Source organism: Mycolicibacterium lutetiense (genome assembly GCF_017876775.1).
Taxonomy (GTDB): Bacteria; Actinomycetota; Actinomycetes; order Mycobacteriales; family Mycobacteriaceae; genus Mycobacterium; species Mycobacterium lutetiense.
In genome coordinates, this window is the sequence record NZ_JAGIOP010000002.1 from 217,888 (window position 1) to 236,864 (window position 18,977).

16 protein-coding genes are annotated in these 18,977 nt (G+C 65.0%); 7 read left to right on the forward strand and 9 right to left on the reverse strand.

The annotated features are described in order from the left end of the window. Nucleotides 1-214: 214 nt before the first annotated feature. The 4 genes from JOF57_RS10195 to JOF57_RS10210 all read right to left on the reverse strand — a co-directional run bounded on the left by JOF57_RS10195 (nt 215) and on the right by JOF57_RS10210 (nt 5,879). A complete protein-coding gene (locus JOF57_RS10195) occupies nt 215-2,218 on the reverse strand; it encodes a molybdopterin-containing oxidoreductase family protein (protein WP_209916184.1) in 2,004 nt (667 codons plus the stop codon). Then, nucleotides 2,215-3,330 carry a dihydrodipicolinate reductase gene (locus JOF57_RS10200; RefSeq protein ID WP_209916186.1) on the reverse strand — a complete coding sequence of 372 codons (1,116 nt, stop codon included), beginning with the start codon at nt 3,328-3,330 and terminating at the stop codon, nt 2,215-2,217. Before JOF57_RS10200 ends, JOF57_RS10195 begins: the two co-directional genes overlap by 4 nt. 42 nt (nt 3,331-3,372) lie before the next feature. Next, entirely contained in the window at nt 3,373-4,593 is a 1,221-nt protein-coding gene (locus JOF57_RS10205; RefSeq protein ID WP_209916188.1) for a cytochrome P450, read from the reverse strand. A gap of 155 nt (nt 4,594-4,748) precedes the next feature. Next, complete coding sequence (locus JOF57_RS10210) at nt 4,749-5,879, reverse strand: NAD(P)H-dependent amine dehydrogenase family protein (RefSeq protein ID WP_044516863.1); 1,131 nt, start codon at nt 5,877-5,879, stop codon at nt 4,749-4,751. Between the two features lie 181 nt (nt 5,880-6,060). On the opposite strand from JOF57_RS10210, the gene JOF57_RS10215 reads away from it, so the two are divergent. Together JOF57_RS10215 and JOF57_RS10220 are read left to right on the forward strand one after the other, a co-directional pair. Beyond that, nucleotides 6,061-6,588, forward strand: a complete 528-nt coding sequence (locus tag JOF57_RS10215) for a TetR/AcrR family transcriptional regulator (RefSeq protein ID WP_049924898.1) — start codon at nt 6,061-6,063, stop codon at nt 6,586-6,588. Between the two features lie 53 nt (nt 6,589-6,641). Then, nucleotides 6,642-7,037 (forward strand): VOC family protein, encoded by a 396-nt coding sequence (locus tag JOF57_RS10220; RefSeq protein WP_209923222.1) that lies wholly within the window; start codon nt 6,642-6,644, stop codon nt 7,035-7,037. Nucleotides 7,038-7,045: 8 nt separating this feature from the next. Here JOF57_RS10220 and JOF57_RS10225 read toward each other — a convergent pair whose 3' ends face one another. The 3 genes from JOF57_RS10225 to JOF57_RS10235 are packed head-to-tail and all read right to left on the reverse strand — an operon-like array spanning nt 7,046 to nt 10,140. Next, nucleotides 7,046-8,116 carry an NAD(P)H-dependent amine dehydrogenase family protein gene (locus tag JOF57_RS10225; protein ID WP_044516859.1) on the reverse strand — a complete coding sequence of 357 codons (1,071 nt, stop codon included), beginning with the start codon at nt 8,114-8,116 and terminating at the stop codon, nt 7,046-7,048. A gap of 13 nt (nt 8,117-8,129) precedes the next feature. Then, nucleotides 8,130-8,993 (reverse strand): SDR family NAD(P)-dependent oxidoreductase, encoded by an 864-nt coding sequence (locus tag JOF57_RS10230; RefSeq protein ID WP_209916190.1) that lies wholly within the window; start codon nt 8,991-8,993, stop codon nt 8,130-8,132. A gap of 19 nt (nt 8,994-9,012) precedes the next feature. Further along, nucleotides 9,013-10,140, reverse strand: coding sequence for an NAD(P)H-dependent amine dehydrogenase family protein (locus JOF57_RS10235; RefSeq protein ID WP_049924897.1), 1,128 nt, complete (start codon nt 10,138-10,140; stop codon nt 9,013-9,015). Between the two features lie 134 nt (nt 10,141-10,274). Here JOF57_RS10235 and JOF57_RS10240 point away from each other — a divergent pair, with 134 nt between their 5' ends. Continuing rightward, the gene (locus tag JOF57_RS10240) at nt 10,275-10,895 is read left to right on the forward strand and encodes a TetR/AcrR family transcriptional regulator (RefSeq protein WP_044516855.1); all 621 of its coding nucleotides are present in this window, start codon (nt 10,275-10,277) and stop codon (nt 10,893-10,895) included. Between the two features lie 761 nt (nt 10,896-11,656). Here the strand turns inward: JOF57_RS10240 and JOF57_RS10245 are convergent. Then, nucleotides 11,657-12,127, reverse strand: coding sequence for a hypothetical protein (locus tag JOF57_RS10245; protein WP_209916192.1), 471 nt, complete (start codon nt 12,125-12,127; stop codon nt 11,657-11,659). A gap of 14 nt (nt 12,128-12,141) precedes the next feature. Between JOF57_RS10245 and JOF57_RS31205 the strand changes: the two genes are divergently transcribed. The 4 genes from JOF57_RS31205 (at nt 12,142) to JOF57_RS10265 (ending at nt 17,597) form a co-directional block, all read left to right on the forward strand. Then, complete coding sequence (locus JOF57_RS31205) at nt 12,142-12,597, forward strand: flavin reductase family protein (protein WP_273544666.1); 456 nt, start codon at nt 12,142-12,144, stop codon at nt 12,595-12,597. Between the two features lie 10 nt (nt 12,598-12,607). After that, nucleotides 12,608-13,759, forward strand: coding sequence for a fatty acid desaturase family protein (locus tag JOF57_RS10255; RefSeq protein ID WP_084621880.1), 1,152 nt, complete (start codon nt 12,608-12,610; stop codon nt 13,757-13,759). 303 nt (nt 13,760-14,062) lie between these two features. Then, a complete protein-coding gene (locus JOF57_RS10260; protein ID WP_044516851.1) occupies nt 14,063-15,412 on the forward strand; it encodes a lipase family protein in 1,350 nt (449 codons plus the stop codon). Nucleotides 15,413-15,728: 316 nt separating this feature from the next. After that, on the forward strand, nt 15,729-17,597 hold the full coding sequence (locus JOF57_RS10265; protein ID WP_209916195.1) for an acyl-CoA dehydrogenase: 1,869 nt from the start codon (nt 15,729-15,731) through the stop codon (nt 17,595-17,597). 44 nt (nt 17,598-17,641) lie between these two features. On the opposite strand, the gene JOF57_RS10270 is transcribed toward JOF57_RS10265, so the two are convergent. After that, on the reverse strand, nt 17,642-18,928 hold the full coding sequence (locus tag JOF57_RS10270; protein ID WP_209916197.1) for a PucR family transcriptional regulator: 1,287 nt from the start codon (nt 18,926-18,928) through the stop codon (nt 17,642-17,644). Nucleotides 18,929-18,977: the final 49 nt, after the last annotated feature.

The following is an 18,977-nucleotide window of genomic DNA, read 5'->3' on the forward strand; positions in this document are numbered from 1 at the left end:
CTCTGATTGACGGATTGATGCTCAGCTGCACTGTCTTAGTTGAGCGCCGTCACAGCCGGTTTCATCGACCGGCGTCTTGGTTGGAGAGAGCCGGGGACGTGATCTTGTGAGCGGGAGCCTCCAGGAGGTCGGCCAGGTTCAGCCCGGTCGACCGTGGGTGAAGTTCGCCCCGAATCGTCTCGCCGACTCGGCGGTATGAGGCCGCTCGCTACCTCTAGGGGTTGCCCGCTCTAGCGAGCTCCACGGGCAGGTTGGAGAAGATGGGCATCCCGGTGATCGGGTCGATGTCGTCGGCGCTGGTCAGCTGGTTGACGTTGCAGCTGCCCTCAAAGCCGTGCGGCACCGAAAGGGCGCCGGATACAAGCGTGGGATCGATCGTCACGGAGCCCGTGAGTTCACCGTGCCTGCTTCGGACGACCGCGATGTCCCCATCGTTCAGACCGCGTTTGGCGGCGTCGTCGGGATTGACGTATATACCGGTGGTGCCATGGTCGGCCGATTTGCGGGAATTGAGTTGGTTCTTCTGCCGTCGCGAGATGAGCACGAGGTCGGGTCCGGGGGCCAGCTCGGCAAGCTGAGCTACAAGCGGGCCTGGCGCCAGCCGCCAGCCCCCGAACTCGTCGGCCCGTGACTGCAGCCAGCCGAATGCCCGGTCCGCCGCCACGGTGTAGTTCGCTTCGCCGCTGGTGTCGATGGGCGTCCGCGCGCCCAGCGCGAGTAGAGCCACCACGTCGTCGTCGGTGACGGTGTCTGGGTTCACTCCGGGGAAGAAGTCCAGACTCATCCGCTTTCCGATTTGGGTCAGGATCCACCAGTAGGACCGGACGTCACCTCGCGGCGCTACCACCGCGGGGGTGAACTGCGCACCGAGCTCGGGGAACGAAAAGTCTGTACCCAGCGACACGTCGGGACGTTCCAGCTGATCCTTGGCGGGCAACACGTGAGTGGACAGCGCCGTCGTCGCGTTGTCGGCGATCTCGACCGTGAGCAGGACCTCGAGTTGTCGCAGCGCGGCGGTGATCCGCTCGGTTCCCGGCATGCAGGTGATCAGGTTGCCGCTGAGGTTGATCAGCGCGCGCAGGTTGCCACTCTCGATCTCGTCCGGCATTGCCGCGCAGGGGTATTCGCCTGCGACCGAGCGCAGGTCGGGACGGCTCGCGGGCCCGGGCCCGCGGAACCCCTCCTCCGGCGCAGTCGGGATGCGGCGGTTGTCGAGCTGGGTGAGCATGCCGGGATTCGACCAGGCGCCGCCCTCGCGGTCGAGCGACCCGGTGACGATCATCAGCGCCCAGGTCATCCACGCGGTCACGTTGGCCGCAGGCGACATTGACACGCCGGTGCCCGACTCGACGCTGACCCTGCCGGCGCGCCGTACTGCGGCCGAGAACTCTTCCAGGACCTCGGTCGCGATGCCGCTGATCGCCGCCGCCCGGGCGCACGTAAAGCCCTCGACGGCCTCTGCCAGCGCCTCGACGTCCTGCGCGTGCCGGTCGAGGTATTCGCGATCGGCGCCGTCGCGCAGCAGCTCGCGCACCAGGTAGGCCAGCACCGCGTAGTCGGTCCCCGGCCTGGTCTGCAGGTGTCGCGTCGCCTTGACCGCGGTCTCCGAGCGGCGCGGGTCGAGCACCCACACCTGCCCCTCAGTGGTGAACTCCCGCATCCGCACGGCCGGGCTGCTCAGCATCGCGGTGTGTCCGTGTGAGACAAGGGGATTGGTGCCGACGTAGATCGTCATCCGGCAGCGGCCGAAGTCCGGACGCGGCAAGGCGGCAAAGCCGCCGATCATCTCGCCCACGAGAATCTTGGATACGGTGTCGATCGTCATGTCGCTGTAGTAGGAGCGAGTGCGAAGTGCCTTGCGCATCATCTGCGCGGTCGCGTAGGCGGCACTGTCGAGGTACCCGCCGCCGCCGAGGAAGATGCCGACGGCGTCCGGTCCGGACTCGTCGATGATAGCGCGCAGCTTGGCAGCGACGTCGTCAAGCGCTTCATCCCACGAAACCCGCTCCATTGCATCGCCGTTGCGTATCTTCGGATACAGCAGCCGGTCCTCGCGGTGGTGGCCGTGTCCCATGGCCCGGCCCTTGGAGCAGGTGTAGCCGTGCGAGAGTAGGTTATCGGCGTCGCCGCGGACGCTGAGCACACGCTCTTCGTCGTCGACCTCGACGAGCACTCCACATGCGGATGTGCAGATTCGGCAGAAGGACTTTCGGATCATGCGATCACCTCGTCGGTGCGCCGTCTGTGACCTGCTTCGGACTCGGGTACGAGAAGCGCTGCAATCGCGGGAAGTTCAGCGTAGGTGACGATGCCGGGCGGCGCCGCGCACACCGCCGGAATGGCGTTCACCAATGGTGCGGCGGTGATCCGTAAGCCAATGTTGCGCATGCGTTGCGGTGACCAATCGGCGAGATCTGCATCGGTGGGCAGCAGGTCGATCTTCATGCGCACGTTCGGGTCGCCAGAAATATCGACGAGGTAGCCGTGTTCGATGTGCCACGCTGGCTCCAGCAGCGGGGTGGCGGCCCATCGCTGCTGGACACAAACCACCTCCTGGCCAGCCTGGTGTCCGCTCCATCTGACCTCGATACCCCCGACATGGCCGTCGCGAATCAGGACGCCGTCGGCGACGGCCTCCTGTGTCGCGTGCGCGAACTCAACCGAACAGGAGATCTCGTCGAGTTCGACACGCAGCATTCGGGCTAACGCGTCGACGGCTTCGGCGAACACCGCCGTGGCGACACGTACGTCCTCCACATGGCCGGGGTCGTTCTTGGGTCGACCCCATCCGACCCCAGCGAAGTTGGCGTCTCCGATGAACTCTGAGACGTCAACGGACTCCACTACTGTTGCTCTGCGCACGTTCGTCGAGACACCGCTGGCCGCCGCGGCGGCAAGCTGCACGAACCCCGGGTTCATTCCGCTGCCGAAAATGCTCGAACCACCGCCGAGCGCAGCAGAGTTGAGCGCTGCACGGTCATTGCTGGACAGATTGACGCCTGTCATGAATTCCGCGCTGGTGACGACATTGACACCGGCTCGTAGTATCCGTTGCACCTCAGCAAGGTTGAAGTGCAGGGGCGTATACACCACGCAGTCAGGCCGCAACTCGACTAAGGCATCCACATCGGCGGTAGCCCGGACGCCCAGGTCCGTTCCCAGACCGCACAGCGCGCCCAGGTCGACCCCGGCTTTCTCGGGCGAGCGGGCGTATGCGCCGACCACAGCGATATCCGGTCGGCCCATGAGGGCACGCACGACCTCCGCAGCCACGTTGCCCGTCGTCCATTGCACGACGCGGAGCACTCGCTGCTCAACCTCGAATGTCATCGAATTGGACCGATCTCGGGCCCCATGCTTGGTGACCACGAATCACTTACCTGCGCCGACGGGTTCACTGGGTGTGAATACGACCGGCATCGATTCCAAGCCACTGACGAAGTTCGCCGCGCGCAGCGGCAGCGCCAATTCGTCGGCCAGCCGCAAGTCCGGAAGCCGCTTCCATGTCCGAGTGAGCATAAGCTTGAGTTCGAGGCGCGCGAGTTGGTTACCCAGACAAAAGTGCGTACCGAAGCCGAAGGCGATGTGGCTGTTCGGATTACGGTCGATTCGGAAGTTGTCCGGGTCGCCGAACACCGTCTCGTCGAAGTTAGCCGACTCGAACATCAGCATGATCTTCTCGCCCTCGCGCATCTCGGTCCCGTGGAACGTGGTGTCGGCGGTGAGCGTGCGGCACATGTTCTTCACCGGCGACGTCCAGCGCAACATCTCCTCGATAGCACCGGGCGCCAGCTCTGGGTCGGCGACCAGGCGTTCCCACTGGTCGCGGCGGCGTAGCAGCTGTTCAGTGCCGCCTGAGAGGGTGTGTCGGGTCGTCTCGTCGCCGCCGATCAGGAGCAGCAACGTCTCCATGACGATCTCGTCGTCACTCATTCGCTCGCCCTCGACCTCTGCGTTGACGAGCACGGAGAACAGGTCGTCGGTGGGCTCGGCGCGGCGCTTGGCGATGGCGTCCATCGTGAACGCGGTGTAGGCGGCGTGGGTGTCCATCAGATTCTGGACGGTCTGTTCGTCGAGGTGGGAGCTCAGCCCGCACACCAGCTCGTCAGACCATTGCAGCAGCTTTGCGCGCTCGTTGGGCAGCACGCCCAGCATGTCGCCGATGACCGCCATCGGCAGTGGTGCGGCGATGTCGCGGACGAAGTCGCATTCCCCGCGTTCGCACACGGCGTCGATCAGCGTGTCGCACAGCCGCTCAATCGAGGGCACCTTGCCCATCACCCGTTTGCGGGTGAAGCCGGCGTTGACCAACTTGCGCCGCAACAGATGGGCGGGATCGTCCATGTCGATCATGTACGGCATCCCGGGCTGGTCGGGCCGGATGCCGCCGGTGGACGAGAACAACTCGGGGTTGCGCTCGGCGTCGAGGACTGCTTGATAGGTCGCCGCCGCGGCCAGCCCGTTGCGGTCGCGAAAGACGGGCTCGTTGGTCCGCATCCACCGGTACGCATCGCGAGTGCTGCTGTCTGCGTAGAACGTGCCGTCGGTCAGGTCGACATCTGGCCGTGTCCGCGGTCCGGTGTCAATTGTCATTGTCGATCCCTGTTCGAGTGGTGAATTGACCTGCTAGGTACTTCCACGAGCGAGGCCGACTGCACCGCGGGCTTGGTGCAGCCGGCCTCCTGTCGATCGCCGAAGCAACTGGCTTTCGGGAATGGATCGACGTGTGCTGAAGACATGCGATGCAGTCAGATTGCCCGGATGCCTTCTTCTTTCGGACGCAGCGACCCGATCGCAGGGGTCAGCGGGATGCGCAATGCATCGACAAGGCCGGGTTCGGCAGCGCATACCCACGGGATGGCGTTGATGGCCCGCATGCCAGTCGCGAGTAAGCCGTGATCTGTGGAGTCCTCGTCGTCGTGGAATCCGACCTCGAATTCGGCATCGAAGCTCGGCTCGCCCTCGATGATGACGCGCCACACTCCGTCAATTCCGCCGGCGCGGCTCTTCGGCCAGTCCGGGGCGATATCGTCGGCCATCCGGTCGACATGCTCGATGGTGATGGCTTCATGGCCGTCCACCACGCCGATGCAGCGGAACCAGACGGCGCCCACGGTGCCTTCCTCGATGACCCCGGAGAGCGTCTCGAGTCGGCGCGGCGCAGGCGCGAACTTGCAGTCCTCACGGATTTCGTCGAGCTGCACCCCGAACGCGTCGGCGACCATCGTCACCGCCGCACCCCAACCGAATTTGATGACGCCTGGGATCATCACGCCGCCCTGATAGTCCAGCGGTTGACCGAAGCCGAACAGCTCGCGCATCTCGTAGATCGTGCTGTCGCGGGAGTAGTCGGTGATCTCCAAGCCGCGAACCGAATACACCCGGTTCGACATCGACGACAGCGCCACCGCGAAAAGATCACATCCGAAGCCAGGCTCGATGCCCGTGGAGTAAATGGAGCTACCGCCTTCGTGAGCGGCATCGACGATCCGCTGCAGCGTCGAGGGCTTCAACGAGCCACGCGGGTAGACCATCCCCGGCACCGACGTCGTCACGATATTCTTACCCGCCCGTAGGATCCTGCAGAAATCCTCGAACGCCTCACGTGGACGGTTGGTCGCCGGCCCGGTGTAGATGATGCAGTCGGCGTCACCGGACAGAATCGCGTCTTTATCACGAGTCGCGGCGACGCCGAGGGGGTCGATCCCGGCGAGCGTGCCGGCGTCCTGACCGTCCTTGGATTCCGAATGGACCCACACTCCAACGAGTTCCAGATTCGGGCGGCCGGCAACCGAGCGAATGGCCAGCTTACCGACCCGGCCGGTCGCCCATACTACGACTTTGTAGGTCCTATCGATGTTGTCCAACGGGTTGGTCATGGTGCAACAACTCCTGCCTCGATGCTGGTGACTCCACCAAGTCAACACCGTTGACCCCGTACCCGTCAACAGTGTTGACCAGATGGGGAGCCGAGGGCAGGATGGGCATTCACTTCGAGTCCCAAGGAGGACCACGATGGCGCAGGCAGCCACAAAGTCGGCGCCTCGACGCGGTCGGTCCATGACGACCGCCGAAGCGATCAAGCGCTGCGCGGCCCGACGGTTCTGGCGCGACGGTTACGCCTCGACCTCGGTGCGCGCGATCGCCGCGGACGTCGGCGTCGACCCGGCGTTGGTGATCCGCCACTTTGGATCGAAGGAGGAGTTATTCCTCGAAACGCTCCCGGTGCGAGGGTTTTGGGACGACGTGTTGGCCGGCCCGTTGGATACGCTCGGTACCCGGCTGGTGGATTTCGTGCTCAGTCGCGCGTCGGGAAAGATGCTGCGGGTGCATACCACGTTGGTGCGGGCGTCCGACAGCCCGGCGGTGCGGGCGCGGCTCTACGAGATCGTGGACTCGTCGTTCATCGAGCTGCTGAGGGAGCGGCTGCCCGGGCCGGATCCGGTGCTGCGTGCAAGGTTGATGGCCGCCCAGGTCGGTGGGCTGCTGCAGTCGCTGAGCATGTCCGATGAAGCGTTGCGCGATGACGATCCCGCCGCGGTCGTCGCGGTTTACGGCCAGGCTATCCAGAGCATCGTCGGGGTCTGAAAGATGTCCACCTTTGCACCGTCGGAAAGGCCGATGTGACCGCATCGCCGAGAATGCATCACGTGATCTATGCCGTTGACCGCGAGCGGTTCGAGGCGGCCACTGCGTTCTTTTCCGAAGTCGGATTCACCTTCACCGCCGTCGAATTGGGAGACGTCGGTTTGCAGGTGAGGGTGGATTGGACCGGAGGGGTGGAGCTGATCAGCCCGCTGGACACCGAGGCGGGACGCAGCAGCGCGGTGGCCGAGTTTCTCGCCTCCCGCGGCGACGGCGTCTACTCGGTCGCGATCCGGGTCGCCGACATGGCTGCCGCTGAGCAGGTGGCCGCCCGGTATGGGGCGGTCACCGGGTTCCGCCAGCATCGAGACGGTGACGGCTTCGCACTCGACGAATCGGAGATGACGGTACTGGGCCTGCCAATGACGTTGCTGGCCACCGACTTACCCTGAAACTGGCGTCACCACATGGTGCCGCGTAGGTGATCGGTTGGCCGTAAATCGTGTGCGGCGAGGATGCCTGCCGGAGCCGCGCAGACCGCACTGATGGCGTTGACCGCACGCGCTGCTGTGCCGGTGACGCCCCCCTGGTTGTGGTCGATGCCTATCCCGACGTGGGTGTTGATCTCGACCCCGGGATCGCCGTCCACGACGACGCGGTGCACGCCAGGCCGCCCGTCGGGCGGGAAGGCCCAGTCCGGCGCGGCGGCATCGGTGAGCCGGTTGACGTGTTCCATGGTGATCACGACGTCGCCATTGGCTACGCCCTCGACGCCGAACCGCACCGCGGCGACCTGGCCGGGTTCGACCGTCATCATCGTGCATTCGATGCGTCGCTCGGTGACCCACTTTTCGTGGCGCTCGCGCACCTCGTCGAGTTTGATGCCGAGGTTGTCGGCGAGGGTGCGCACCTGTCCGCCCCACAGCGACGTCAAGACGCCGGGCGCGAACAAGATCGGCGTGTGGTCCGGTGTCGTGCCGAATCCGAAACTGACGCCGGTGAATTCGGCGTCGTCGTAGCTGCCGTAGTCGCAGATCTCCTGCACGGTCACCGCGGTGGCCCGCGTGGACAGGCTCAGGGCCGCATGCACCAGCGTGTCGCCGGAGAAGCCAGGGTCGATGCCGTTGACGTACAACGTGGAGCCGCCCTGCTTGCAGGCCTGCTCCAGCGGCTCGCGCAACCAGGCGTCGGCATGCTGGGGGGCGACCATCCAAACCAGCGACGTGCCCACCACGTTGACGCCAGCGTTCAGGAATCGGCTGAGCTCATCGATGGCCTCGGTGGGGCGGGTTTCGGCTTGTGAGGTGTAGACGACGCAGTCCGCGTGCAGCGCCAGTAGCGCGTCGAGATCGTCGGTCGCGGTGATGCCGGTCGGTGCGGTCAGCCCGCACAGTTCGGCGGCGTCGCGGCCGACCTTGTCGGTTCCGTTGGCGTGCACGCCGACCAGTTCGAGATCGGGCCGGCCGATCAGCGCGCGCAGTGCATGCTCGCCGACGTTGCCGGTGGAGAATTGAATCACTTTGCGTTTCATCAGAATCGTCCCTTCAGAGCAGGTCGGTGATCGTCTTCAGACCGGCTTCGTAGAGCACGCCGGGCATCATGCCGCCGTCGATCTCGATGGTGGTGCCGTTGATGAAGTCGGCTCCGCCACCGGCGAGGAACACACAGGTGCGCCCGACCTCCTCAGGCTCGCCTCCTCGCTGCAGCGGGATTCTGGCGAAGTAGTTGGCGCCGGTGGGATCGTCGTTGGGCAGCACGAACGAGCGGAAGTTCTCGGTGATGTGTGGCCCAAGAGCGATCGCGTTGACGCGCGCGTGTGGTCCCCATTCCTCGGCCAGTGACCGGGTCAGGTGGTTGAGGCCGGACTTGGCCGCGCCATAGGACACCAACGTCGGCGAGCCGGCCGGGTGCGAGGCGCCGCTGGAGATGTTGATGATGCAACCGGTGCCGTCTTGGCGCCGCATCTGCCGATAGACCCTGATGGCGAACCACAGCGGGCTGGTGAGGTTCATCTGGATGGCGAACGCGTGGAACAGCACAGTGCGTTCGTAGTCGTCGTCGCTGCGCGGCGCGCCCTGGATCTTCTGCACGAGTTCGGGAATGTCTTCTGCGTGTGGCGCGGGTACTGTGCCGCCGGCGTTGTTGACCAGGATGTCGATGCGGCCGTAGGTGTCAGCCACCTGTTGCACCATGGCATCGATCGCCGGGTGGTCGCCCTGGTCGCACACCAGCTGCGCCGAGCGGTCCGCCCAATCTGGATGTTCGTCGGTACCGGGGATGGTGTCGAGCGGCTTGCGCGAGCAGCCGACGACGGTGGCGCCCGCTCGCAACAGTTCGTGGGCGATGCCGACCCCGACGCCGCGGCTGGTGCCGGTGACGATCGCAATCTTTCCGTCAAGTGAACCCATCGGTGTCTCTCTTCTCTGCTCAGAAGGCGCGAATGCCGTCGCGGTGCGGTCGCATGCCGCCCACCGCTGGGGTAAGTGGAAGGTGTAGGGCGTCGACGATGCCTGGTTCGGCCTCACACACCCACGGGATCGCGTTGAGCGCCCGCATTCCCGTCGCTAACAGCCCTTGGTTACTGGTGTTTTCGCCGGGCCGAAACCCGACCTGGAACTCGGCGTCGAAGCTGGGTTCGCCGTCGATGATGACCCGCCAGATGCCGTCGGTGCCGCCGTCACGACCTTTGGGCCAGTCCGGCGCGAAGTCGTCGGCCATCCGGTCGATGTGCTCGATGGTGATCGCTTCCACGCCGTCGACGACGCCGATGCAGCGCGTCCACACCGCTCCGACTTTGCCCTCCTCGACGACCCCGGACGCCGCATCGATGCGTCGTGTCGCCGGTGCAAACTCACACGATTCCCGGATCTCGTCGAGCGTGACGCCCATGGCGTCGGCCACCATGGTCACCGCTGCGCCCCACCCGAACCTCAACGCGCCCGGAGTGCGAAGTCCCCCTTGATAATCCAGCGGCATGCCGAACCCAAAGGTGTCGCGCACATCGAAGGCGACTGGATACTCCGAATAGTTGGTGATCTCGAGACCCCGGATGGAGTACACGGTGTGTGACATCGTCGTCAGCGCGATCGGCAGTAGGTCACAGCCGAATCCTGGCTCCACGCCCGAGGAGAACAACGAACTTCCTCCGGCAAGCGCGGCTTCGCGCAGCGGGCCCGTGTAGCGGGCCGATAGCGAGCCACGCTCGTAGACCAAGCCCGGAATCGACGTAGTGACCAGGTTCTTGCCCGCCCGCAGGATCCGGCAGAAATCGTCGCGGGCCTCTTTGGGCCGCGACGTGCCGGGCCCCACGTACATCACACAATCGGCGTCAGACGCCAACAGCGCCTCGGCGTCGCGGGTGGCGGCGATGCCAATCGCGTCCAGACCAGCCAACGTGCCGGCGTCCTGGCCGTCCTTTGATTCCGAATGCACCCACACTCCGGCCAATTCCAGATTGGGCCGGTCAAGGATTGTGCGGATGGCGAACCGTCCGATGGTGCCGGTGGCCCACAGGATCACCTTGTACCGCTTGCCGTTTGCCAGGGGATCGCCCACGGTTTCTCCTTCGCATCGACGCCGAAGCCGACCGACGCTGCGGCGCCGACCACCAGTGTCAGAACCATAATGCTATTAATGTTTTGGTGTCAATGTTTTCTCTGGGCCGCGGCCGGTGTGGTCCCCTTAACGGTATGGCTCCCCGAACTGCTCCACGCCGACCCGCGCATGGCAACCAGGCACGTGCTGAGCGCACCCGTGCCCTGGCCATAGATGAGACCGTGCGGTGCGTGCTGGAGGAAGGGTTTGCTGCTGCTAGCGCCAAACACATCGCCGAGCGGGCCGGAATGACCTGGGGTGTCATCCAGTACCATTTCGGTGATCGCGATGGCCTGCTGATGGCCGTCGTCGACCAGGGCTTCGCCGACCTGTTGGCCACGCTCCGGGCGCTTGCGCCGCCCGCCGCGGAGACCGACACCAGACAACGGCTGGATCAGGTGGTGAATGCGGCATGGGAGGCGATGTCAAGCGCTACGTCACGGGCTGCGATCGAGATTCTGATCGGAACCCGCGCCACGCGGGGAACCGCGGCCGCCAAGCATCTGAATCGTCTTGCAAAGACGTTTGCGGCGTTGGGTAGTGCGGTCGCCGCGGACCTCGATGCCACGCAGAGCGTCGCCCTTGGCAACCTTCTGCTGAGCAACCTTCGCGGACTGGTCGCGACCCAGCTGATCATGGCCCGACCCGTCGATACCGCCAGCGACAGAGCGATACTCGCCGACGTCATCAGTAGTTACATCGATAAGGACCGTTGACGGAATGCGTTCTACGGGCGCCGGGCCTTTCCAATTTGGCGACCTGACCATTGCTCGATGCCCAGGAAACTTCACGCGCGCGCGTCACCTGATGCGTGTGTCAACGGAGGGTGTTGCTGCGGGTGTTGTGTTGCTCGCCCGGTGATGGCGGTCGTGCGGACGGCCGGAGGCACGTCGCTCACACTCAAGTAGATTTCAAGCGCAACTCGGCTCCCAGAAAACCTCTGGAAATTCAGTGAATCCGATCAGGACATTATGTATGCCGACAACTGTCGAATGGGCGAGTGAAGCACCGTCTCCTGCATCACCAGTGCGCGGCTGCGCTCGGCGCGCTCCTGACTGCCGCCGGGAGGCCTCCTGGGTGCCGGACGTTGCGGTGCCATGGTGTCTAGATCACCACACGACCAGTCGACATGGTGTTCACGGCGCGCCACGGTGTCGAGTCGCTGGGAGCTGGGACCGTCGCGACAGGGGGAGACTGCTGCGCAATCCTTTTCACGCCGCAGTTTTCAGCGACAGATATCCGTCTGGCCCATTTAGCTAAGTCGCTGTTGTTGGGTCGGCCCTGCTGACGCCACCAAGCAGTTTGAACGGCCCCCACGTGTCGACGCCGCGACACGCGAAACTATTGAACCGCCGACCGCCATCGCGGTCGCTGTAGGTGGATCTAGCTAGCTAGAACTGACCCGCACATGGAGCAGGGACAGCGTCGGACACCCAGCGCTCTCGTACGCTCGCGCAAGGTGCCACCCTCGATCTTCCTACGCGGCACTTGTCAGCTGCACCACAGACGACGGCGAAACAGCCGCGGCGTCTTTGGTCGGCAGCCCGAGCTGCATGCTCGACACATTCAGCACACCCAGTGTCGGAATGATCTGCTGGTACGTGCCCGCCGAGGCGACCAGCTGCAGGGTCACCGTCTCCCCCGGCCGCAGCGTCTGCGCCACCTGCTCCAGCGCAACGGTGACCGTACGCGTCTGCCCGTCCAACGTCACCAGGATCGGAGTGACATGACTTCCGAGCACCAGACCGGTGGTGTCGTCGACCAGCTGGGCGAAGACGTGGCGACTCGAGCCGGTGCCGGAATAGGTGAAAGTGAGCTGCGGCGACCCCACGATGTAGGTGGTCGCGGTCGCCGCCGGGACGGTCAGGTTCAGCGCGTTGATCGCCTTCGTGCCGAACGGAATCAACGGCAATCCCGAGCCGCCGAGGACCGGAAGCAGCGGGAGCACTCCACCGATTGACGTTGCGCGCCACGGGTGAGGACGCCCGCGTGCGGCCCGAACAACTCGACGAGCTGTGCCCTGACTGGCGGGACCGGCAAACCTACGCGTGTGGACCCGGCGCCATGCTCGAGGCGTTCGAGGCTCACTTCAACGCCGCCGGGATTGCCGAGCGAATGCACGTCGAGTCTTTCGAGCACCTACTGATCGGCGGCGTCACCGGCGACGGTGGAACGGTCACCTTCACAGGCAGCGGGGTCACTGCCGAGTGCGACGGCAGGACGCCGATCCTGGTCGCTGGCGAAGCCGCCGGCGCGGTCCTGCCCTACGGATGCCGAATGGGCATCTGCCACACCTGTATCGGCAAGCTCAGCAGCGGATCGGTGCGCGACCTGCGCACCGGTGACGTCACTGGGGCCGGCACCGAGATCCGCACCTGTTTGAACTGCCCCGACGGCCCCGTCACTATTGAGCTTTAGGAGACACGGTATGTCCGAATCGATGATCGAAAGCCCGCTGGCCCGCCTCAGCGCCGAGGAGATCGAAGCGATCGGTAGGGAATTCGACGCCATTCACGAGGAGGTCTTCAACAGTCTCGGTGACCGCGACGCCGACTACATCCGCAGCATCATCGCGCTGCACCGCCAACTCGCACTGTTGTCCCGGGCGATCCTGCTCGGCTCCCGCTACAAGCCGGCGTGGATCCTCGGCACATCGGTGCTGGGGATCGCCAAGATTCTGGAGAACATGGAGATCGGGCACAACGTGATGCACGGCCAATGGGACTGGATGCAGGACCCGCGGATCAACTCCGCGTCATGGGACTGGGACGCCGCCTCCACCCCGGAGGCGTGGAAGCACTCCCACAACTACGTTCACCACACCTATACGAACATCCGCGGCAAGGACAAGGACCTCGGCTACAACGTCATGCGGATAGATCCGCACCAGGAATGGCGCCCGATCTATCTGCTGCAGCCGCTCTACAACCTGCTCCTGGCCGCCTTCTTCGAATGGGGTGTCGCGGCCCACGACCTCGACCGCGACGCGATCAAGGCAGGCACCAAAGACAAAGAGGAATTGCGCCGCCAACTCCGCGGGATGGGCAGCAAAGCCTGGCGCCAGATCGTGAAGGACTACATCGCCTTTCCATTGCTGTCGGGTCCGAAGGGTTTCAAGAAGACCCTCGCAGCGAACTTCACCGCAAACATCATCCGCAACGGGTGGTCCTACGCGATCATCTTCTGTGGTCACTTCCCCGATCAGTGCTACACCTTCAGCGAGGAAGAGGTCGCAGACGAGACGCGGGGCGGGTTCTACATCCGTCAACTGCTCGGGGCTGCCAACATCGAGGGCTCGCCGATCTTCCACGTCCTCTCGGGCAATCTCGGCTACCAGGTCGAGCACCACATCTTCCCGGACATGCCGGCAAGCCGGTACGCGCAGATCGCCCCGAAGGTCAAAGACATTTGCCAGCGCTACGGTTTGCCCTACAACAGCGGTCGGTTCGGCCGGCAAATCGGGTCGGTGCAACGCACCATCCTCCGGCTGGCATTCCCCGGCGGCAGTCCCGCAGCCAAACCCGGCCCCTACCAGCCGGTCGAGGACGACACCATCACGCGCCCGTTGATCGCCGTCTAACGCTGAGTGGTTCCGCGCACCTGGCGAAGCTTGGCCCAGTCCCCGGCCGAGCCATGAGACCTCGGCCCGTCGCCCTCGCGGCAAATCTTTGAGCACCTCAGCCCGCGCGGTGCCTAGGGCCGAATCGAGTTCGGCGGCCCTGTGGAGGAAACGAAGCGATTCGCGAGACAGACGGCCGTGTAAGCATCGTGAGACAGTCCAAAAACCCTAGATCGAACGCCGTGGTCGACCGGATATACGAACGGCGACAACGGCGCAGCCGTACCCGCGGCGACGCCGGCAACGATGAGGAAGGCCCAACGGATGAATGTTCATCCCAGCCACGAACAGCAGAAATCGACGCGGACCGGTCCGTCGCCGCTGCTTCCCGGTGAGGATCCGTTTCATGAACCGCCGGCCGGGTTCGAAGCGTTGCCGCCGGGCACGGTCCTACGCGCCCGCGAGATCGAAATCGCGTTGTTCGGCATTGTGCTGCAGAGGGTTTCGGCGTGGCAGCTGCTATACCGCAGCAGTGATCTGAACCTGCGTCCGGACGCCGCAGTGACCACGGTTCTGCTGCCCGCCTGCGCCGATCCGCGCGAGCCGCGACCGGTGTTGGCCTACCAGTGCGCGATCGACGCGGTCGTCGACCGGCACTTCCCGTCGTATGCGCTGCGCCGCGGCGCCCGATCACCCGGCTGTGTCCCGCAATTCGAACTGCTCGTCATCGCCAACGCGTTGCGCCGCGGATGGGCGGTGTCGATCGCCGATCACGAGGGACGCGGCGGGCACTTCGGCGCACCGCGCGAGCCGGGCTATCGGGTGCTCGACGGCATCCGCGCGGCGACGTCCTTCGAGCCGCTGCTCCTACATCCGGATGCGCCGGTCGCGGTGTGGGGCTACTCCGGGGGCGGCATGGCCAGCTCGTGGGCCGTCGAAATGGCTCCCTCGTACGCGCCCGAACTTCGCATCGTCGGCGCCGTCCTCGGCGCCCCCGTGGGCGATCCCGGACAGACGTTGCTCAAACTCAACGGCACCTGGCTGGCCGGATTGCCCACGATGGTCATCGCAGCGATCCGCCACGTCTATCCCGCCCTGGACCGCCTGCTCGACATCCACGTCACCCCCACCGGGTTGCGCCGACTCGACGAGATCACGACGGTGGGCACGATCGCGGCCATCAAACGATTCCGGTACGACGACCTCGACGACTACATCGACGTCCCGCTCGCCGACCTCCTGGCCTCACCGGAAGTCGCCCTCGTCATCGACGACCTGCGGCTGGGCATGCGCGCGCCGACGTGCCCGCTTCTGGTGCTACACCCAGTGCACGACCAGTTCATCGACGTCGCCGACGTCGACGGCCAGGTACACCGCTACCTCGACGCCGGGGTGCACGTGCAATACCTGCGCGACCGCCTCAGCGAACACATCACCCTGATGCCCCTGTCGGCGCCGACAGCGCTGAATTGGCTGACCGACCGCATCGACGGACGGCCGCTTTCCCCGCCGGGCATCAAGACGGTGTGGTCGACAGCAGCGTCGCCATCGGGGATGCGCGGACTCCTCGCCATGGCGCACGTCGCAATCCGAGTCCTCATGGGTCGAACGTTGACGCCCCGGTCGTGGAAGCAGCACCCCGTTGATGTAGAAGATCGCCAGCCCGCGGCCTAACGTCTGGCTCAACTGGAGCACCGGCTCCGGGTCGCTCCGCGCGGTTGAAATAAGCGTGCCGCGTTGAGCCACCTCCAACCACGCTTTTTGGCCGCAGGCGACAAAACATCCCGGAATCGTTGACCCCTGCGGGCAAGATTTTGTTCCAATTTTCAGCCACACTTTACAAACGACGGGACAAACCGGGGCCGACGTGTGCAACCGCCGGCGATTTGGTTCGGTGATCAGCAGCCGTCCATCATCGCGTCACGTCAAGTGGCGGTTGCCAGCCCGATAGAACGCGTCGAACCAAGGGACGCAGGAAAGCGACTTCACCATGGGACACTTCCGCAGCAACATCCGTGACATCGAGTTCAACCTGTTCGAGGTGTTGGGCGTGGACCGCGTGTTCGGTGTCGGCCGATTCGCCGAACTGGACGTGGAGACCGTACGCGAGATGCTCGCAGAGATGGTGCGGTTGGCCGAGGGGCCGATCGCCGATTCGTTCGCCGACAGTGACCGCAACCCGCCGGTATTCGATCCCGCGACCCACAGCGTGACGTTGCCCGAAGCCTTCAAGAAATCAGCGCGGGTGGTGCTCGACGGCGGCTGGCACAAAGTGGGCGTGTCGGCCGAACTTGGCGGGATCCCGGTGCCGCGCGCACTGGTATGGGCGCTGCAAGAGCAGGTGCTGGGCGCCAACCCCGCCGTCACGATGTACTGCCTCGGCAGCGGGTTCGCCCAAATCTTCTCCGACATAGCCACCGACGAGCAGAAGGAGTGGGCGAAGATCGCCTCCCAGCGCGACTGGGGATCATCAATGGTGCTCACCGAGCCCGACGCGGGCTCCGACGTCGGAGCGGCCCGCACCAAGGCCGTCCAGCAGGAGGACGGCTCCTGGCACATCGACGGCGTGAAGCGGTTCATCACCTCAGCCGATTCCGACGACCTGTTCGAGAACATCTTCCACCTGGTGCTGGCCCGCCCCGAGGGCGCCGCGCAAGGCACCAAGGGTCTGTCCCTGTTCTTCGTGCCGAAGTTCCTCTTCGACTTCGAGACCGGCGAGCCCGGCGAGCGCAACGGCGTCTACGTCACAGGAGTCGAGCACAAGATGGGCCTGAAGGTCTCGGCAACCTGCGAGCTGACCTTCGGCCAGCATGACAAGCCTGCCAAGGGCTGGCTCGTCGGCGAGGTACACAACGGCATCGCCCAGATGTTCGACGTCATCGAGCAGGCCCGAATGATGGTGGGCACCAAGGCCATCGCCACGCTGTCGACCGGCTACCTCAACGCACTCGAGTACGCCAAGACCCGCATCCAGGGCGCCGACCTGACCCAGATGACCGACAAGGCCGCGCCCCGCGTGAGCATCATTCACCACCCGGACGTGCGCCGCTCGCTGATGACGCAGAAGGCCTACGCCGAGGGCCTGCGTGCGATGTACCTCTACACCAGCACCTACCAGGGCCAGGACGGCGTCGCCGAGACGTTGCACGGCATCGACGCCGACCTGGCCGTGAAGATCAACGATCTGCTGCTGCCGATCGTCAAGGGTGTCGGCTCCGAGCAGGCCTACGCCAAGCTGACCGAGAGCCTGCAGACCTTCGGCGGCTCCGGCTTCCTGCAGGACTACCCGATCGAGCAATACATCCGCGACGCCAAGATCGACTCGCTCTACGAAGGCACCACCGCCATCCAGGCGCAGGACTTCTTCTTCCGGAAGATCGTCCGCGACAAGGGTGTTGCGTTGGGCTACGTCGCAGGAGAGATCGAGCAGTTCATCAAGAACGAGTCCGGCAACGGCAGGCTCAAGGCCGAGCGCGAGCTGCTGGCCACCGCTCTGGCCGACACCCAAGCGATGGCGGCCGCGTTGACTGGGTACCTGATGGCCGCCCAAGAAGACATGACGAGCCTGTACAAAGTCGGCTTGGGTTCGGTGCGCTTCCTGATGAGCGTCGGCGACTTGATGATCGGCTGGCTGCTGCTGCAGCAGGCTGCGGTGGCGATCGACGCGCTCGACGCCGGAGCCGGGCTGCCGGCGACATCGGGCCAGGGCGCCAGCGGTGTCGACAAGGCATTCTATGAGGGCAAGATCGCGGTGGCGTCGTTCTTCGCGAAGAACTTCCTGCCCCAGCTCACCAGCACCCGCGCGGTTCTCGACAACCTCGACCTCGACATCATGGAACTCGACGAAGCGGCTTTTTGACGCAACCGGCCCGTTCTGGCTCTCGAGAACGGAGGCAGAACGGCTCATCCCCGATCGACTTGCCCACCCCGAAGACCCTCAATCCGCTCTTCGGAAGCTGAGACTGCGACTGTTTGGCGGGACGGTGTTGGCTCGACGCCCAGCGCTACCGTCAGGTCGAGGATCATGCGGGGATCGGTCAAACGCCCGCCGTAGAGTTCCCGCAGCTGGCCGAGACGGTAGCGCACGGTCCCGGGATGGACGAACAGTTCTGCAGCGATGTCATCTCGTCGTCCATGATGAAGAAGCCAGGATCGCAAGGTGGCGATGAGGTTGTCGCGCACGACGGGGCGCAGCTCGCTCAACGGCGCCAGTGTCTGCGAACGGAGATCTGCGAGTGCCTCGCTGTCGGCTCCCAGCACCAACTCGGTCAGGAGGCGTTCGGTGTCGGTGACCGGTTCAGCATCCAAGTTCATCACCAGTGCCCGTGCCACCCGACGCACTGATTGGCCTGCCTGCATCCACGGCCGCGCCGGGCCGACGACACTTCCTTCTATGGAGAACGACGATAGGAACTCCTCACGCGCGGAACCCCCGACATCAGGGACCAACACCAACGACATCGGGCGTTCAATGGGTCCCACCGCGTCGTCGGGCACCTCCAGGGTGCGACGATCGATCATCATCGCCGTAGCCACCGCCCTGCCGCTGCGCACCGCCACGGCTGTCAACGTTCGCGGCGGCGACCAGTCGGCGCGCTCCGCGCTGACGAGCAGCTCCTCGGCGCTCGCCGAACCGATCAAGCGGCGTGTCAACAGTTCCCGCGCGCGTTGGCGAGCTAAACCTGTCTTGGCGAGTTCGTCGGCATGCCCGGACACCGCCGCCGCCGACAACCGGTCCATGTACGCGAAGATCAGCTCCGCGAACACGGCGAGCTGATCTCCAGGCAAATCGTGAGTGACGGCAAGGCTGCTCCACTGGCGCCAGACCGTACGAGCGCCGACCCGATAGGCCGCCAACAACATCTCCGGACTGCGACTAGCGCGGGCCTCAGCCCTGCCCAACGAGTAGCCCCCGTCCAAAGCGGGATCCTGCGCTGGTGACGTGTCGGGGTCCTTCCCCTCGGCGACGAGTTCGATGAAGACGGTGATGGTCTGATCCACGGCATTCTCGATTAGGCGCCGCTGAGCGCCGACGGCATCGGCATAGGCGGGCACCTCGGTCAGGACACGGGCGATGGTGTGCTGCGACAGCAGGGGCAGTCCGTCCCGAACGGCACGCAGCAACGAGGGCGGCAACCGCAGTCGCAGCGACTGACCGGCCGCTGCCTGCGGATCATTCGACAACGTCATGCGATCCCGACAGACCGTGTCCGTTGGCCAGGAAGAGTAAATGGTACTT

Bases quoted from the DNA above. Each gene is read 5' to 3' on its own strand.
- JOF57_RS10195 (WP_209916184.1), bottom strand. From the start codon at position 2,218: ATGATCCGAAAGTCCTTCTGCCGAATCTGCACATCCGCATGTGGAGTG.
- JOF57_RS10200 (WP_209916186.1), bottom strand. From the start codon at position 3,330: ATGACATTCGAGGTTGAGCAGCGAGTGCTCCGCGTCGTGCAATGGACG.
- JOF57_RS10205 (WP_209916188.1), bottom strand. From the start codon at position 4,593: ATGACAATTGACACCGGACCGCGGACACGGCCAGATGTCGACCTGACC.
- JOF57_RS10210 (WP_044516863.1), bottom strand. From the start codon at position 5,879: ATGACCAACCCGTTGGACAACATCGATAGGACCTACAAAGTCGTAGTA.
- JOF57_RS10215 (WP_049924898.1), top strand. From the start codon at position 6,061: ATGACGACCGCCGAAGCGATCAAGCGCTGCGCGGCCCGACGGTTCTGG.
- JOF57_RS10220 (WP_209923222.1), top strand. From the start codon at position 6,642: ATGCATCACGTGATCTATGCCGTTGACCGCGAGCGGTTCGAGGCGGCC.
- JOF57_RS10225 (WP_044516859.1), bottom strand. From the start codon at position 8,116: ATGAAACGCAAAGTGATTCAATTCTCCACCGGCAACGTCGGCGAGCAT.
- JOF57_RS10230 (WP_209916190.1), bottom strand. From the start codon at position 8,993: ATGGGTTCACTTGACGGAAAGATTGCGATCGTCACCGGCACCAGCCGC.
- JOF57_RS10240 (WP_044516855.1), top strand. From the start codon at position 10,275: ATGGCTCCCCGAACTGCTCCACGCCGACCCGCGCATGGCAACCAGGCA.
- JOF57_RS10255 (WP_084621880.1), top strand. From the start codon at position 12,608: ATGTCCGAATCGATGATCGAAAGCCCGCTGGCCCGCCTCAGCGCCGAG.
- JOF57_RS10260 (WP_044516851.1), top strand. From the start codon at position 14,063: ATGAATGTTCATCCCAGCCACGAACAGCAGAAATCGACGCGGACCGGT.
- JOF57_RS10265 (WP_209916195.1), top strand. From the start codon at position 15,729: ATGGGACACTTCCGCAGCAACATCCGTGACATCGAGTTCAACCTGTTC.
- JOF57_RS10270 (WP_209916197.1), bottom strand. From the start codon at position 18,928: ATGACGTTGTCGAATGATCCGCAGGCAGCGGCCGGTCAGTCGCTGCGA.